12 protein-coding genes and 1 pseudogene are annotated in these 14,950 nt (G+C 61.2%); 8 read left to right on the top strand and 5 right to left on the bottom strand.

Annotation, left to right across the window (positions count from 1 at the left end; genetic code table 11):
- Positions 1–40 precede the first annotated feature (40 nt).
- Entirely contained in the window at positions 41–667 is a 627-nt protein-coding gene (locus tag QQJ79_RS00990) for a polysaccharide biosynthesis/export family protein (RefSeq protein WP_284220157.1), read from the bottom strand.
- Between the two features lie 196 nt (positions 668–863).
- Positions 864–2,771, bottom strand: a complete 1,908-nt coding sequence (locus QQJ79_RS00985; protein ID WP_284220156.1) for a polysaccharide biosynthesis protein — start codon at positions 2,769–2,771, stop codon at positions 864–866.
- A gap of 423 nt (positions 2,772–3,194) precedes the next feature.
- On the opposite strand from QQJ79_RS00985, the gene QQJ79_RS00980 reads away from it, so the two are divergent.
- From QQJ79_RS00980 to QQJ79_RS16045, 6 genes and pseudogenes are all read left to right on the top strand, one after another.
- The gene (locus QQJ79_RS00980; RefSeq protein ID WP_284220154.1) at positions 3,195–4,091 is read left to right on the top strand and encodes a TylF/MycF/NovP-related O-methyltransferase; all 897 of its coding nucleotides are present in this window, start codon (positions 3,195–3,197) and stop codon (positions 4,089–4,091) included.
- 48 nt (positions 4,092–4,139) lie between these two features.
- Positions 4,140–5,099, top strand: a complete 960-nt coding sequence (locus QQJ79_RS00975) for an aldo/keto reductase (RefSeq protein ID WP_284220153.1) — start codon at positions 4,140–4,142, stop codon at positions 5,097–5,099.
- 41 nt (positions 5,100–5,140) lie between these two features.
- Positions 5,141–5,890, top strand: coding sequence for a sugar transferase (locus QQJ79_RS00970; RefSeq protein WP_284220151.1), 750 nt, complete (start codon positions 5,141–5,143; stop codon positions 5,888–5,890).
- A gap of 88 nt (positions 5,891–5,978) precedes the next feature.
- Positions 5,979–6,842: a transketolase gene (locus tag QQJ79_RS00965; RefSeq protein WP_284220149.1), complete on the top strand. Its 864-nt coding sequence runs from the start codon at positions 5,979–5,981 to the stop codon at positions 6,840–6,842.
- On the top strand, positions 6,835–7,746 hold the full coding sequence (locus QQJ79_RS00960; RefSeq protein ID WP_284220148.1) for a transketolase family protein: 912 nt from the start codon (positions 6,835–6,837) through the stop codon (positions 7,744–7,746). The genes QQJ79_RS00965 and QQJ79_RS00960 overlap by 8 nt, the downstream gene beginning before the upstream one ends.
- A gap of 672 nt (positions 7,747–8,418) precedes the next feature.
- A pseudogene (locus QQJ79_RS16045) lies at positions 8,419–8,577 on the top strand (integrase core domain-containing protein); the annotation flags it as partial.
- 180 nt (positions 8,578–8,757) lie between these two features.
- Here QQJ79_RS16045 and QQJ79_RS00955 read toward each other — a convergent pair.
- Positions 8,758–9,567 (bottom strand): 3-hydroxyacyl-CoA dehydrogenase family protein, encoded by an 810-nt coding sequence (locus tag QQJ79_RS00955; protein ID WP_284220146.1) that lies wholly within the window; start codon positions 9,565–9,567, stop codon positions 8,758–8,760.
- A 532-nt stretch (positions 9,568–10,099) separates the two neighbouring features.
- Here QQJ79_RS00955 and QQJ79_RS00950 point away from each other — a divergent pair.
- Together QQJ79_RS00950 and QQJ79_RS00945 are read left to right on the top strand one after the other, a co-directional pair.
- Positions 10,100–11,179, top strand: coding sequence for a glycosyltransferase (locus QQJ79_RS00950; RefSeq protein ID WP_431307558.1), 1,080 nt, complete (start codon positions 10,100–10,102; stop codon positions 11,177–11,179).
- 421 nt (positions 11,180–11,600) lie between these two features.
- A complete protein-coding gene (locus tag QQJ79_RS00945; protein ID WP_284220144.1) occupies positions 11,601–12,554 on the top strand; it encodes a UDP-3-O-(3-hydroxymyristoyl)glucosamine N-acyltransferase in 954 nt (317 codons plus the stop codon).
- Here the strand turns inward: QQJ79_RS00945 and QQJ79_RS00940 are convergent.
- Together QQJ79_RS00940 and QQJ79_RS00935 are read right to left on the bottom strand one after the other, a co-directional pair.
- Positions 12,531–13,688 carry a glycosyltransferase gene (locus QQJ79_RS00940; protein ID WP_284220142.1) on the bottom strand — a complete coding sequence of 386 codons (1,158 nt, stop codon included), beginning with the start codon at positions 13,686–13,688 and terminating at the stop codon, positions 12,531–12,533. The two genes, QQJ79_RS00945 and QQJ79_RS00940, sit on opposite strands and share 24 nt — an antisense overlap.
- Positions 13,685–14,896, bottom strand: a complete 1,212-nt coding sequence (locus tag QQJ79_RS00935) for an N-acetyl sugar amidotransferase (protein ID WP_284220140.1) — start codon at positions 14,894–14,896, stop codon at positions 13,685–13,687. Before QQJ79_RS00935 ends, QQJ79_RS00940 begins: the two co-directional genes overlap by 4 nt.
- Positions 14,897–14,950 lie beyond the last annotated feature (54 nt).

Genomic DNA, 14,950 nt, shown 5'->3' with positions numbered 1-14,950 from the left:
AAGATCGCGCCCCGTCCCATACGAAGAGTCTACGAAGGCGTCAGAAGTACGCGAAGGCTGCGAAGGCTGGAAGAGCTCCCACGACCTCCCGAAGAGCGGAACTGAGACGCGAGGTGTCCACGACGATCACGTCGTCGCCAAGGACCTGCGGATCAGACGCTCGACCCTGACGGATCGCGGCCAGGTCGAAAACGGCGACCGAACGCCTTCCGTCAATGTTCCTGAAAACGGCCACCTTGGTCAGATCGGCGACCCGGGTGGGGCCTTCCGCCATCGCTACGGCCTGGAGCAGGGATGTCGATCCGCGCATCTCGTAAACGCCGGGCTTGGTGACAGCGCCGTCAACCGTGATCTTCTGGCTCGCCGCCTCGGTTACGGTGACGGTCACCTGAGGATCCCGCAGGTACTGAGCCGCCAGGCGCCCGGCGATGTCGGTCGACATCTCGCCCGCGGTCCGGCCGGCGCCGCGCACCGCGCCAATCAACGGCAGGTTGATATTGCCTGAGGTGTCGACCACCAGCTCCTCAAAGGACAGATCCGCGACCTGAAACACCCGGACGTCGAGTTTGTCGCCCACGCCGATACGATATTCGTTCGTCGGCGCGGCGACCTCCCGGACGGTCTGGAGATCGACCGGCTGGGCCGCCGTCATTTCGTTGATATCCATGCGGGGCCCCGCACAGCCTGCCAGAACGGCGGCCGTCGCGAGGGCGGCAAGGACTTTAAATCTTCGGAACATTTAGTCTCGCCTGAAGGATTGGTGGCCGGTTGCCTATCATGTTGGAAGGGCAGATAAAAGCATTAGGGACCGCCCGACTCCCCTTGGATTTTCGTGCGGGCCTTGGAACCTGCCTGAGCCTTGGTCAGGCAGGACGGGTCAATCGCCTCACCTTGCCTTCGCCCGGATCGCGGAGCTTCATCAAAAGATTGAAGAGCATCAGCCGTATACCGGCGTCGTCCTTTTCTCTCGCCTTGGCCTCAAGCTGTCGCAACTCGCTGTCTGACAGGCGCACGTGGGCGTTGTCGTCGACGACCTCCAGCAGACCGGGTTCGCACTCTCTCGCCGTCTCCGTGGTGTCGAACAGCGCTTCGGTCATCTTCTCGCCGGGACGCAGGCCGGTGACCTTGATTTCGATGTCCACGCCCGGCGTCTTGCCGTGAAGCTCAATCAGTCTCCGGGCCAGTTCGATGATCTTCACCGGCTTGCCCATGTCGAGCACCAGGACGCCCTCGACGTCATCGACGTCCGACTTGGCCGTGGCGTGCAGCACCAACTGGACGGCTTCCGGGATCGTCATAAAGTAGCGCTCGATGTCCGGATGGGTCAGCGTCACCGGCCCGCCGCGGGCGATCTGGGTCAGGAAGGTCGGCACGACGGATCCCGCCGATCCGAGAACATTTCCGAACCGGACCACATTGATGCGCGGACCGCCGACCCGTCGGCGCTGGCAGACGGTTCGTTCAGCGAGGCGCTTCGTCGCCCCCATGACGTTGGGAGGATCGACGGCCTTGTCCGTCGAGATGAACACGAAGTTGCGGGCGCCGGCCGCTACCGCGGCGTCAGCCACATTGGCGCTGCCGATGACGTTGGTGAGGACGCTGTCGCCGGGGTGGGACTCCATCAGCGGGACGTGTTTGAGGGCCGCTGCGTGGAAGACGATCTCCGGTCGTTCGTCGATCATGATCGAGCGAATGCGGTCGGCGTCCCGGACATTGCCCAGGCGCGGTGCGCGCGAAAGGGTCGGGAAGGCGTCCGAGATCTCCTGCTCAATGCCAAACAGGCCAGACTCAGAGTGGTCCAGCATCGCGAGGTGCGCGCAGGAAAGGGCCGCCACCTGACGGCAGATTTCCGAGCCGATGCTGCCGCCGGCGCCGGTCACCAGAACGCGCTTGCCCGCGATAAGGCGGCGCACCCGTTCATGGTCAAGCACCACCGGCGGGCGGGACAACAGCTCGTTAAAGTCGAGTTCGCGGAATGACAGCACCCCCAACGGAGCGTCGAGGTCAGTCACACGGTTCATGCGCAAAAGCCGCACGCCGCGTTGGCGAAGCCGCGCCAGCAGCTCGGCGTCGAGGTCTGCCGGCGCCAGCGCCCCGTCAAGGAACAGCACCGACCGCTCACCTTCGCCGCGTGAAAAGTCTTCAAGGAGACGGTCCGCATCGTCCACGCTGCCGAGGGCGCGGACGCCCCGGACTTCGTGGCGGACGTCGCCGGCGTGGGCCGCGATCACGCCGACCGGGTGATATTTCGGCGCGCTTTCACGATTGAGCTCCCGAAGAAACGAATCCGTGGATTCGAGGCTTCCGATCAGCATGAGCGGATGGTGCGGGATGTGGGCGCGTCCGAGGAACGGGGCGAAGACGTCGGTCAGGGTCTTCTCGTGAGCGGCCCGGCGCAGCATGAGCAGCCCGCCGAAAATACCGATGTCCAGCATCCATGTCAGGAACAGCGCCGAACGGGGCAGGGCGGCCCCGCGGTCGAGCACGAAAACGGCGAGCAACAGCACGAGCACGATCAGCGTGGCGCTGCGGGCCACCACGAAGATGTCCCTCAGGGACGTGAACCGCCAGGATCTGCGCCAGCTGCGGGTCGCCACATCGTAGCCCAGACCCGAGACGGCGAAGACCGTGAGGTAGGGCCAGATCACCCGGACCGCCTCGCCCAGCACGACAAGATTGATGTCGCGGAATGACACCATGCTGTAGGCAAGCATGAGCGCGAGCACGCGGACGGCTGACCTTGCGGTCAGCTTGGCAACAATAACCGGCATCACAACTCACCTCCAGCGGCCGCGGCCCACGACTGGCCCCGCGGCTGCCGCTCCGCGCAAGACGACGGACGCATCCCTCACGACACAGGGCGTCTTATGCAACCTGTAGCGATCCCAGACAAGGTGGTTGATGCGTTGGCGATGAGCTTGCCGGCCGCCCGGTTGATCGATTGAAAGTCCGCCGCAAGACGCGATCGGAGAATGACCGGCAACGAATATCGCCCAGGGCGACTGCGATGCCCGTTGACCTTGGACGATCTCTGCCCTGTGAAGGTTTAGTGAAAGATACCCGACCCCGGAGTGTGTCTTTTCTTCCTCTATTTTCACCCAAACGGTCGAGGGGCCCAACTTGAACGTTCAGGCCCAAAATTTTGATGACCAGCGGCTGTAGACCTGCGGTATGGCCTATTGTAGGAGAGCCCCATGACAATGAATCAAGCCTCTGACGGCCATTTCCCGGTCGCACCCGTTCCTCAGCGCTCGTTTGGCGTCGTGATGAAGGCAGTCTTCCTGAAGCCTGTTCTGAAGCTGCTGGAAGCCGTCCTGCCGGCGCGCACGTTCGACAAGTTCTACGCTTCCACCTTCCCCATCTATAAGGAAGTCGTCAGGACCGGCTACTGGGTCGGCAATTTCCTGACCCTGAAGTTCCTGAATGCGGAGCAGTGGGCGCGGGTGAAGCGGGTTCACGCGGTGATGCCGTATTCGCTGGTGGGCGCCGGTGGGCTTGAAGCCACTGACCGGGCAGCCCAGAGCGTCAACGCCGCCGGCGTCGAAGGCGATTTCGCCGAGCTCGGCGTCGCAAGAGGCGGCTGCGCCAGCCTGTTGGGCATGTCTGCGTTCGCCGCCGGCGCACCGCCGCGCAAACTCTGGTTGTTCGACTCCTATGAGGGGCTGCCCGAGCCGGGCGAACGTGATTTCGTCGCCAACGGCGACACCGGGGACCATGTCCGCCCCCTTCCCAAAGGCTCCTGCTTCGGCGCCCTGGAAGAAGTTCGGGCCGTGACGCTGGGCAAGTTCAAACTGCCCGAAGACCGGATCGAATATGTGAAGGGCTGGTTCGAGAACACCGTCCCGGCCTCACGTGACGAGATCAAGAAGCTGGCGATCTTGCGCATCGATGGCGACTGGTACGAGTCCACGAAGGTCTGCCTGGAAGGCCTGTTCGAAAAAGTTCAGCCGGGCGGCGTCGTGATCATCGACGACTATGACAGCTGCATCGGAGCGAAACGCGCGGTTGATGAGTTCGTGGCTGCAAACGGCCTGAATGTTACATTGTGTTCGGACGGCCGCGGCGGCCGCTGGTTCCGCAAGGCGGCCTGACCCTGCCTCCCGCGCCTTCCGGCGTGGGGATAACAACCGTGGTGGCCGATGGAATATGTTCGCTTGGGCGGCGGCCTTGAAGTATCGCGCTTCGGGTTCGGTGGATGTCCGCTGGGTGGCCACGGTTGGGGCGACACAGACGAGCAACGGTTGAAGGCCGCGATCAACGCGGCATTCGACGCGGGCGTCACCCTGTTCGACACGGCTGACATCTACGGCCTGGGAAAATCCGAGGCCTTGCTTGGCGAGGTTCTCGAAGCCCGGCGCGATGAGGTGGTGTTCGCCACGAAATTCGGGGTTCGCCGCAACGGCGAGACCACCTTCCATGACAACAGCGCCGCCTGGGTGCGGTCATCCGTCGAGGGCAGCCTGAAACGGCTCCGGACCGACCGGATCGATCTTTATCAGCTTCACTATTGGGATCAGACGACGCCCCTTCCGGACATCGTGGACACGCTCCAGGATCTGATGCGCCAGGGGAAGATCCGGGCCTTCGGCGTGACCAATCTGGACCCGCGGGAGATCTCCTCTGATCCTGTCGAGGGCCTGGTCTCCTTCTCGATGGAATACAATCTCATCCACCGGGAGCGTTGCGCGGAAATCAGGGCGATCGAGGCGGGGGGATTGACCTTCCTGTCCTGGGGGAGCCTCGCCCAGGGAGCCCTGTCGGGAAAATATTCGGCGGACACGACGTTCGATCCCAACGACAGGCGTTCGCGCGACGCCTATTCCGCGTTTCACGGCGAGGGCAAGGCTCGTCGCGAAGAAGCGGTCGCCCTGCTCCGGACCCTTGCGCCGAAATACCCCGGCCGCACCGTGGCGCAGCTCGCCGTCAGGTGGATTCTCGACACTCATCCCACCAGCGTGACTCTGATCGGCATGAAGTCTCCCGAACAGGTCAGCGACATGAGCGGCGCCTTCGACTGGTCGCTGTCGGCTGAAGACCTGATGCAGTTGTCGGCACTGGGCAGCGCGGCGCGAAACCCGGCGTCAACCGGTTCAGCATGACGGCCCGGGGATCTGACCTTGGCTCGACCGCCCGCGCCTCCATGGCGGCCAAGCGACTGCTCGACGTGACGGTCGCTTCCGGGCTGCTGCTTCTGGGCAGTCCGGTGATTGCGATCGCGGCCCTGCTCGTCTGGATGCACGACGGGCGGCACCCGATCTACCGGCAGGTGCGGGTCGGAAGGGATGGGATCCCTTTCCAGCTCTTCAAGCTCCGCTCGATGTCCGCGGCGGCCCCGGGCAGCACCAGCGACACGACGGGTCACAACGACCCCAGGATAACCCCCGTCGGCGCCGTTCTCCGCAAGACCAAGATTGATGAACTGCCCCAGCTCTGGAACGTCCTTCGAGGCGAAATGTCGTTGGTCGGTCCCCGCCCACAGGTGCCTCGCGAGGTCGCCCTGTACACCGATGTCGAACGCGGACTGCTGGCCGTACGACCGGGCGTGACGGACTATGCCTCGATCGTCTATTCGGACCTTGGCGACATCGTCGCCACCGCCGCCGACCCCGACATCGCCTACAGCCAGCTGGTCCGGCCCGGCAAAAGCAGGCTGGGGCTGTTCTATGCCGCCAAACCGTCGGTTGTTGCCGACCTCGCCATCGTGGCCCTGACCGCGGCGGCGTTGATACATGGCCCGGTCGCCAGAAGGGGGGTCGCCGCCCTGCTGAAGCTCCAGGGCGCCGAGCCGTCCCTGGTCGAAGTCGCCGCCCGCCGGAAGAAGCTGACGCCGACGCCGCCTCCGGGAGCCGACGCCATCGTAACCTCACGGGAAGCGCAGACCGCGAAATGAGACGCGCGAAGATTCCCTCTGGTGGGCGGGCGAGCCGTCCCCGATACCTCACCGGCAGGAACCCTGCAAAGAGCCAAGGTCTGTGTAGATGACGCTATACCAACACAACGATACGCGGGCGTTGGCTATCCGGCTGAGAAAACATGCGCTGCGCATGACCAGCCGGGCGAAGAGCTCACATGTCGGGTCCGCCTTCTCGATGGCCGATATCATCGCGGTTCTTTACGGCGGGGCGCTGAATGTGGATCCGGCCCGTCCGGAGTGGGATCAGCGGGACCGGTTCATCCTGAGCAAGGGCCATGCGGGGTCCTGCCTTTACGCCGCCCTGATGGAGCGCGGCTTCTTCTCCGAAGAGGTGCTGGACACCTACTACGGGAACGGCTCAATCCTTTCGGGCCACGTCTCCCACAAGGGCGTCCCGGGGGTGGAGTTCTCGACCGGATCGCTCGGCCACGGCCTGGGCGTCGCAACGGGCATGGCGTTGGCGGGCAAGATGAAAGGCGCCGATCATCGCGTCGTCTGCGTCCTGAGCGATGGAGAGTGTGACGAGGGGTCGAACTGGGAGGCCTTCCTGTTCGCCGCCCACCACAAGCTCGACAACCTGGTCGCCATCATCGACTACAACAAGATTCAGAGCCTGGCGTCCGTGGCGGAGACCCTGGCCCTCGAACCGCTGGCGGACAAGTTGCGGGCAATGAACTGGGCGGTAAGCGAGGTCGATGGCCACGACCACGCCGCCATGACAGCCCTGTTCGGGCGCCTGCCCCTTGAGGTTGGGCGACCCAGCATGATCATCGCCCACACGACCAAGGGCAAGGGCGTCTCCTTCATGGAGGACACCGTCCTCTGGCACTATCGAACCGCGCAGGGCGACGAGTTCGAGGCCGCGATGGCGGAACTGGATGCTATCGAAATCGCCCTGACGACCGACCGGAGCCATAACGATGCGTGACGCTTTCATCCGGGCCCTGACCGAGCTGGCGGCCGTTGACGAGCGTATCGTTCTGGTGACGGGCGATCTGGGCTTCGGGGTTCTGCAGGACTTCGCCGCGCGCTTCCCCAACCGTTACATCAACGCGGGCGTGGCCGAACAGAACATGACCGCGATCGCGTGCGGCATGGCCCTGGAAGGCTTCCAGGTCTACACCTACTCCATCGGCAATTTCCCGACCCTGCGGTGCCTCGAGCAGATCCGCAACGACGTCTGCTACCACGACGCGGACGTGAAGATCGTGTCGGTCGGCGGCGGATTTTCCTATGGTCAGCTGGGCATGTCTCACTTCGCAACCGAGGATCTGGCGATCATGCGGGCGCTGCCCAATATGATCGTTGTGGCTCCCAGCGATCCCTGGGAGGCGGCGGAGCTGACCCGGCAGGTGTCGGCCCGCCGCGGTCCGACCTATCTGCGGCTGGACAAGAGCGCGGCGGGACTGCCCGAGACATCGGTGACCCTCGGCCAGTCGCGCAAGGTTCGCGATGGCGATGATGTATGCCTCATCGCGACGGGCGGGATTGTCGAGGAAGCGGTACGGGCCGCAGACCTGCTGGCCGAAAATGGAATTTCGGCGGCGGTTCATGCGGTTGCGACCGTGAAGCCGCTCGATCCCGCACTGGTCGCGGCCGCCGGGGCGGCGAGGGCGGTCGTGGTGGTGGAGGAGCACACCATCATCGGCGGGCTCGGCGGCGCGATCGCGGAAGCCTGCATGAGCGCCGGCGTAGCGCCCAAACGCTTTCTCCGGATTGGTCTGGACGACATCTATCCCACCGTCGTCGGTGATCAGCGCTACCTGCGCAAGGTTTACGAACTGGACGCCCCGGCTATCGCGCGCCGGACACGAGAGCTGCTGGGCGCCTAGGCGCAGAGTCCATAGTGACTCGGCTGGATTGAACCGGAAGTGTTCCGACTCATCAGCCCCAGCCTTGGACATGAGCTTCCTCCCGGATGTGACCCTGCAAATCTTCTGCCGTTCCGAGACGTTGACCTGCTGCCTTTCTGATCCCTCGGTTTGAGTGAGCGTCACTCGAACACAAGAAAACGGACATCAAGAAGAGCAGGTTCAGCGAGGCGCGGATCACAGGCATTCTGCGGGACTAGGACGCTGCTGGCGACGGCGGAGATCTCCGGCGGCACGAGAACAGCGACGAGACCTCCATCGCTGGAAGACCAAAACAGCGGGATGAGAGTCTCGGACGCCCAGACGCTGAAGACGCCGGAGGACGAGAGCCGACGGCTAAAAATACTGCGGGCGGAGTCGCTGCTGGATCTGCGGCCGTTGAAGTATCTCTTGGGAAAAAAACTGAGCGGGCCCGCTGGTCGCGGGGACGCCGCGCTGCGCCCGTCGACACCCCCATCAGTGGTCGGCGCATGGCGCGAGAGCTGGATGCGCTGATCGCTCGGCAAGGCGAGCCGGCCCTGGTCGTTAGCGACAACGGCTCAGAGATAACGTCGAGAACCCAGCTGGTATGGGCCAACCGGACCGGCGTCGGCTGGCGATACAGCGACCCTCGCGAGCCCAAACGGCTTCGTCGAATACTTCAACGGCAAGCTCCGCGACGAGGGCTTGAACGAGGAGGAGTTTACGACCTTGGCGGAAGCCTGGGCCGTCGTTGGCCGGTTGCGGCACGACCACACCGCGTCCGACCGCACTCCGCCCACGGCGGCCTCGCGCCGGAGACCGTGCGGCTGAACCAAGCGGCTGGCCGGCTGCGCGACGTTTATGGCTGCGCCGCCCGGCCGCTCCCACCGAGGCCCAGGAGCAGCTGTGCAACCTGTGGCCTCCCATTATGACCGCGGGACCAAGAGGAGCAGGTCAACGTCGTATGCGTTCTCCAGCGGCTTCTGCCTCAAGCCGGTGCGGTGCATACTTTCAGGTCGAATAGTGAGCGGCAGGATAGAGACCCCGGCGCGCCTTCTTTCCCGTCGCGCCCTCAACCACTAAGGATCTGAGGCGGTGCGGCACTTCCAGCCCCAAAGCATCGCCGATGGCGACACAGACATCCAGTCCTATGTAATCCAGCAGGGTGATCGGACCCATGGGATGCCCTGCTCCCAACTGCATGCAGGCGTCGATCGTCTCCGGAGCCAAGCCGGTGCGGTCCAAATACTCCACCGCGTTAAAGAGAAAAGGAAATAGCAGTCCGTTTACGACGAATCCCGGAACGGCGGGCGTCTCGACAGCCTCCTTGTCTAACGCAATACAAAGCTCGTGAACGCGTCGACGGGTGTCGGTAGTGGCCTTGGCTGGGAAAGCGACCTCGACCAAGCGCATTTTGGGCACGGGGTTAAAGACGTGCAAGCCGGAGAAGCATTCGGGCCGCCCCGATGCCGCGGCAAGAGACTCGATACACAGCGAAGAGGTCGTCGAGGTGATCACGGCGTCGGTTCTCGCCAGTTTTCCAAGCCTTCCAAGAATTTCGCTTTTCAGTGCAAGATCTTCGGCGATGGCCTCCACAAGGAACGACGCATGTGACATCTCGGCAAGGTCGGTGGTGACCTGGACATTCGCCGCGACATGGCTATCGCCCAAGCGTTCGCACACCTTGGCGATCACCACGCGAGCCCGATCGGCAGAGTCTTCGGACCGGGCCCACAGCACATGCCCACCGGTACGGGCTGCGCATGCCGCCAGACCAGTGGCGATCACGCCGCTTCCCGCGATTCCCAAGGTTTCGGTCACGACTACTCCTTTTGCCTGCGCCGGCGCACGATAGCGCGGCGTCCCTCCATACCCAGTCCGCCCGGCTGGCCGGACGCCTCTTGTCTCTAACAGGCTGTTGAAACAATAGGCCAAGCGTCAGGCGACAAAGCAGTCGCCTCCATCTTGGACATTTTTTCTACCCTGGGGACACCCTTGGCCCGGCAGAATTTGTTCTTCTCCACCCCGCCGTCCCAGATTCGCGTCACCCATGACGAATGGCGGCGTCCACATATCAGATATAGCTGGTATGAGGACGACCGGATGGGCTATCCGCCTTCTCCAAGTCCTGTTTAATGAAACGTGTCGCGGATGCCTACATAGAATGCTTCACAAGAAAAATGATCTGCGAGTTTGGGTCACAACGACGGGCGAGATGGTGCCTATTGACTCGTCTGTCAAGTTGGGGCGCTCTTCTTCTCTCGCCCTAATGTTGGCCCAGAGAGGCCACTCAGTTACCTGTTGGACATCCAGCTTTAGTCATGCCCGGAAAGTCCATCTGGACAGGACGCTTTTGCCGGATTTCGTCGAAGGCGTCAGTTTCCGCTACCTTACCGGGAGGCCTTACCGGAAAAACATTTCTCTGGATCGGGTTTTGAACCATCGCGAGGAGGCCCGCAGTTTCCTGAATGCGGCGCTGAACGCGCCGCGCCCGGATGTCATCGTGTGTTGTTTGCCGACGCTGGATCTCGCCGAGGCCGCAACGGGGTTGGGAAAGCTATGGGGGATACCGGTCCTGGTCGATATCAGGGATATGTGGCCGGAAATATTCGCGGCATCAATTCCAGGTCCGGCCAGGTTTTTGGCCCCGCTGGTCTTTGGTCCGTTTTATCAGCAGTTGCGCCACGCGGCTTCTAACGCCACCGGAATTGTCGGCGTTTCGCAAGGCCTGGTCGACTACGCCCTGTCATTCTCAGGGAGGCAAGCCGGACCTTTGGACGCTGTGTTCCCGCTGGCCTTCCACGCCCCAGAACCGACGTCAGATCAGACCAATATGGCAGCGGCGTTCTGGGAGGCCAAAGGGGTTGGATTGAGGGACGGGCGTCTCGTGGCCTGTTATGCCGGTGCGCTTACGCGCCGCGCGTGTCGCGACCTGCTCAGGATTGCCAAGCTTTTCAATGAATCGGCAAGCCTTCGAGAACGCTGGAAGCTTGTGATATGTGGCGGAGGAGAGCTGGAGCCTGACCTTCGCGCAATGAGCAGCGACTCCGTGGAGCTGTATGGCTGGGTCAATCAATTCGAGGTAGGCGCGCTTCTTGAGCGGGCTCAGGTTGGGATCATACCCTATCCGAGCGCACCGGACTTCCTGAGCGTCTGCCCCAACAAGTTTGGGGCCTACCTCAACAGCGGCCTGCCGGTGGTGTCCCACCTCGACGGCGAAGTTGGACGCCACATCCGCGAGGCGGATTGCGGTTGGATATACGAGACCGACGAGGACTTCATCAACGCCCTAGCGGACGTCGAGGCAGATTCGAAGGCGCAGGCGATGCGTCGGGTTCGTGCCAGACAACTGTTCCAGCGAGAATTTCAGTCGGAAGAGGTGTACCGCGCGTTTGCCGCGCACGTCGAAATCGCGGCGGCACATCGGCCATGAGACGAGGCAGGCCAGTTCGAGTCCGGCCCGGCCCAAGGGCTTCCGCACACGCTGCGCGGACAGGCCCTCATCATGGGGTTATCGCCCGGTGATTTCGATTAGTCGTCCGGCGTTAACAGTCCAGCTTTGGAGAAAGCCATGTTTGGCGCCGCTACCATCCTGAACTTCCGGATAGCGATGAGCAGCAAGTCATTCGGCTGTCCAGCGGGCTGGGCAGCGGGGGCTCCGGAAATACTTTCGTCTCTTTCAAAATGCTTGAACACTGCAACCCTTTCCGCTCATGCTCCCAAGCGGGGATTTCCTTTCAAGAGCGCCGAATCATCAATGGTTCGGAAAGCGATGAAATCGCCAGTCACAAATCTCACGCCAATCTGCTTTGGCAGCAGAGCTGCAGTCCGCAACACGAAAGAGAGATCGCACGATGAGCATCACAGCCGGAACGATAGCTCGTGAATTGGGCGTGTTGGTCTCGGAGATCGTTGGGGACCCGGACCGCCTGGTGACGCGGGTCGCCGGTGTTAAGGCCGCCGCGCCCGGACGCCTCCTGTTCATCAAGCCGAATCTTGAGGGAATCGACGCCGTTCTGCCGACCGAAAAGCGTGAGGGAACTATCCTGATTTGCTCCTTCGAACACGCGGAACATCTCGGGCAGGGGGATTTCACAATCATCGTCGCTGAGAATCCGAGACTAGCCTTTCTTCGATCCGTGGAGGCGTTTTTCAAGAACGAAGCGCCGCCGCCTGGAATTCATCCGACTGCTGTCGTCGACAGTACAGCCAAGATAGGCGCCGACGTGTCGGTTGGGGCTCACTGCTTTGTTGGACCAAATTGCCAAGTCGGGGAAAATTGTGTGCTTCATGCCAATGTCACTCTGGTGCGTGATGTTGTTCTTGGGCGTCGGGTCATTATCAACTCCGGCACCGTCGTCGGTGCGGATGGTTTCGGTTATGAGCGGAACGCAGCCGGTATGCTTGAGAAATTTCCTCATCTCGGCGGCGTGCTCATTGAGGATGATGTCGAAATTGGATCCAATACGAGCATCGACCGAGGCACCTTGGATGATACGATCATTCGGGCGTTCGCGCGCATCGACAATCAGGTCCATATTGCCCACAACGTAACCGTCGGCCGTCACTGCGCGATCATTGCCCAAGCCATGGTCGGAGGCAGCGTTTCCATCGCGGACTACAGCTGGCTGGCGCCATCGGCGACGGTGATGAATCAGGTGAAGATCGGCGAACGCGCCACCGTAGGACTGGGCGCCGTGGTGACCAAGGACGTTCGCGACCAGATGACGGTCATGGGCTCTCCGGCCGAACCCATCGAGGACTTTCGTGCTCTCAGGGCGGCGCTAAAGCGTCTGGTCAACCCTTGATGGGGGGCTGTTAGACAACTCAAGAAAGATCGAAAGCAACACCTGGCGCTCAGTTTCCCAACTGGGAGGAAATCGCTTCCTTTCAGGCCGTGCCATGATCGACTCACGAGTAAGACTTCTGACCAGCGTTTCAAGTTCGAGAGCGCATGCAGGAATAGTCCAGCCTCTCGCGTGATTCTCGACATAAATCCGCTGTTCGGGGATATCGGAGACGATTAGCGCCAGGCCGGCTAAAGAATACTCGAAAATCTTGTTTCCCAAGCCGTAATGGTAGCTCAGGGACTTCCCGTTGGCGATTGACACACCAACGTCAGCGGAAGACGAATATGACGCCACAATTTCGGGCGACACGGGCTTCAAGACGTGGATGTTGGCGTGTTTCCCGGCTTCTTCTTTCATCCATTCTTCCCACGGACCGTCGCCAAGAAAGACAGCGTGCTTATTTGTAGGGAGTTTTTTGAATGCTTCTATCATGAGGTCGATCCCTCGACCTGGCCCGAATCGTCCCAAGTAGAGGAATATTAGATCGTCTTCACCCAAGCCCAGATCACGTCGCATCTGTCCTGGAGGGGCGAGCCTGCGGTCTGTCGATGGCGTATTCCTTAATGTCGTAATTCGAGCAAAAGGATATCGACTTTTATACCAGTCTTTAATCGAGTCATTGACGACAACAGTGTGATCTGCGAATCGAATGAAAAGCCATTCCATTACTTGAGCTATTAAACGAATGGGTCGACTCCAACCTTCTCGTTGAGTCTCAAGTTCATGAGCGTCATACAGAAGTGGAGTCCGCCAATGTCGCGAAAGCAACACGGCGATGGGGAGAGATGCGAGGCTGTGGGCGACGACCAGAGAAACGTCCTTGGGGGCCAGATCGCGTTGGCATGCCCGCCACCACCTCGGCAGCGCCAGGGCACGCAGCAAGCGCGGGCTTCCAGGCCGCGGCGGCTCCGTGCCGATTCTCAAAATGGTCTGATTGGGTGCAATCTCTTCCCTGTCGGGATGCCCGACTGCCTTGTGGCCCACATAGAGAACGTTGTCGGCGTGCCCGGCCTGGATCGCAGTGGTTCCGGCGCGCCATGCGCGGGATTCGCCACGCCACGCTGCAAAGTATAGATGAACGTGCGTTTTCATAGCTGAGGGTATCTGGCTCTCAGTTCCCGCAACTGTGACCAGCGAAACTCTCCCTTCGCCAATTTGCGAGCCAATTGGACTGAGAAACGATTGTGATCAAACAGCATTGCGGCATTCGGAAAATCTGTATGATTGCGTGGGGGCGCCCTCATGAGGGTTGAAAGCTCTTCAACGGAAAATCCAAGCTTCTTGGCCACGAACTCCAGCTCTTCCAGTTCGTCCTCCGGGGTGTAGAGCGGCTGACGCATCAAGTCGTTTGCAGTCTCGCGCGGCATTTCCCCGGTAAGCATCAAAGCGGAGTAATGAGCTATCCGTTTATCTATGGAAAACTTCTGTGGTAAATATAGTTCTTGATAAAATCGTGTGAACCGGTTCTCGCCATGTTTTCGCGGATATGGGCGCCAATCAAACCGCTCTTTTAGTTCCTCGATGGCATCCGCCTTACTGTATGACATATAGTTCAGTATCGGAAAGGATTTTATACCAGATATGAACAGGTACCAAAACAGCTGGTGTGGGTGCATGTACGGATAGGTCCGCAATCGAACATTTCCGTATTTATTATGTATAGCGAGAAGATTCTTCCCATCTCTTTTGTCGTACGCCCAAGTATTTGGCATAGTGGACTCGGTTGCGACATTGCCACCGTGTATAACGTACTTAATTCCACGCTTGTGCGCGGTCCGGTATATGATGGTATTGATAGCGTGATCGCTCACGCATTCGAGATCGAGAACCGATGCCTTGATGTAGGCGCGCTGCAGGTCCCTCATCTCTTCCCAGTCCACAACGTGAGTGATCAGGTCGATTTTCAGGGTCTTCACGATCCGCTCGATGTTGCCGACCGCTGTATCGGTATTCCAGCCGTTGTCCAGGTGAATGGCGAGAGGGCGCAGGCCCAGTTCGATGACGCGCGCTGCCACGATGCTGCTGTCCACGCCACCTGAGAGACCGATAATGCAATCGTAGTCACGGCCCCGGCCAGTGGCTTTGATCTTGTCCGCCCAGACTTCCAGTCGCCGCCGTCCCTCGTCGCCGCGGAAGACCTCGTTCTCAAGGCGCCACAGGGAGTTCCGGGCTAGGTCGCATACGCCTTCCTCGTCAAACGTAAGGCCGGGAATTGTTTCGTCATAGAGCGTCAGGGCGCACGTGCGGAGGTTCCGCTTCGGGTACACATCACCCCGTTCACCCGGTTGGTCGAGGACCATCTGCTTCCGTTCCACTCTGTTGGTTGACCTCGGTCCGCGAAGTGCGGGCCGCTA

Source organism: Brevundimonas denitrificans (assembly GCF_030160755.1).
Taxonomy (GTDB): domain Bacteria; phylum Pseudomonadota; class Alphaproteobacteria; order Caulobacterales; family Caulobacteraceae; genus Brevundimonas; species Brevundimonas denitrificans.
Note: the sequence above shows the minus strand (reverse complement) of the source record. Positions and strands in the feature narration are given on the sequence as shown.

Coding starts and splice junctions, on each gene's coding strand:
- QQJ79_RS00985 (WP_284220156.1), bottom strand. CDS start 2,771: ATGCCGGTTATTGTTGCCAAGCTGACCGCAAGGTCAGCCGTCCGCGTG.
- QQJ79_RS00945 (WP_284220144.1), top strand. CDS start 11,601: ATGAGCATCACAGCCGGAACGATAGCTCGTGAATTGGGCGTGTTGGTC.
- QQJ79_RS00940 (WP_284220142.1), bottom strand. CDS start 13,688: ATGAAAACGCACGTTCATCTATACTTTGCAGCGTGGCGTGGCGAATCC.
- QQJ79_RS00975 (WP_284220153.1), top strand. CDS start 4,140: ATGGAATATGTTCGCTTGGGCGGCGGCCTTGAAGTATCGCGCTTCGGG.
- QQJ79_RS00970 (WP_284220151.1), top strand. CDS start 5,141: ATGGCGGCCAAGCGACTGCTCGACGTGACGGTCGCTTCCGGGCTGCTG.
- QQJ79_RS00960 (WP_284220148.1), top strand. CDS start 6,835: ATGCGTGACGCTTTCATCCGGGCCCTGACCGAGCTGGCGGCCGTTGAC.
- QQJ79_RS00980 (WP_284220154.1), top strand. CDS start 3,195: ATGACAATGAATCAAGCCTCTGACGGCCATTTCCCGGTCGCACCCGTT.
- QQJ79_RS00935 (WP_284220140.1), bottom strand. CDS start 14,896: ATGGTCCTCGACCAACCGGGTGAACGGGGTGATGTGTACCCGAAGCGG.
- QQJ79_RS00990 (WP_284220157.1), bottom strand. CDS start 667: ATGGATATCAACGAAATGACGGCGGCCCAGCCGGTCGATCTCCAGACC.
- QQJ79_RS00965 (WP_284220149.1), top strand. CDS start 5,979: ATGACGCTATACCAACACAACGATACGCGGGCGTTGGCTATCCGGCTG.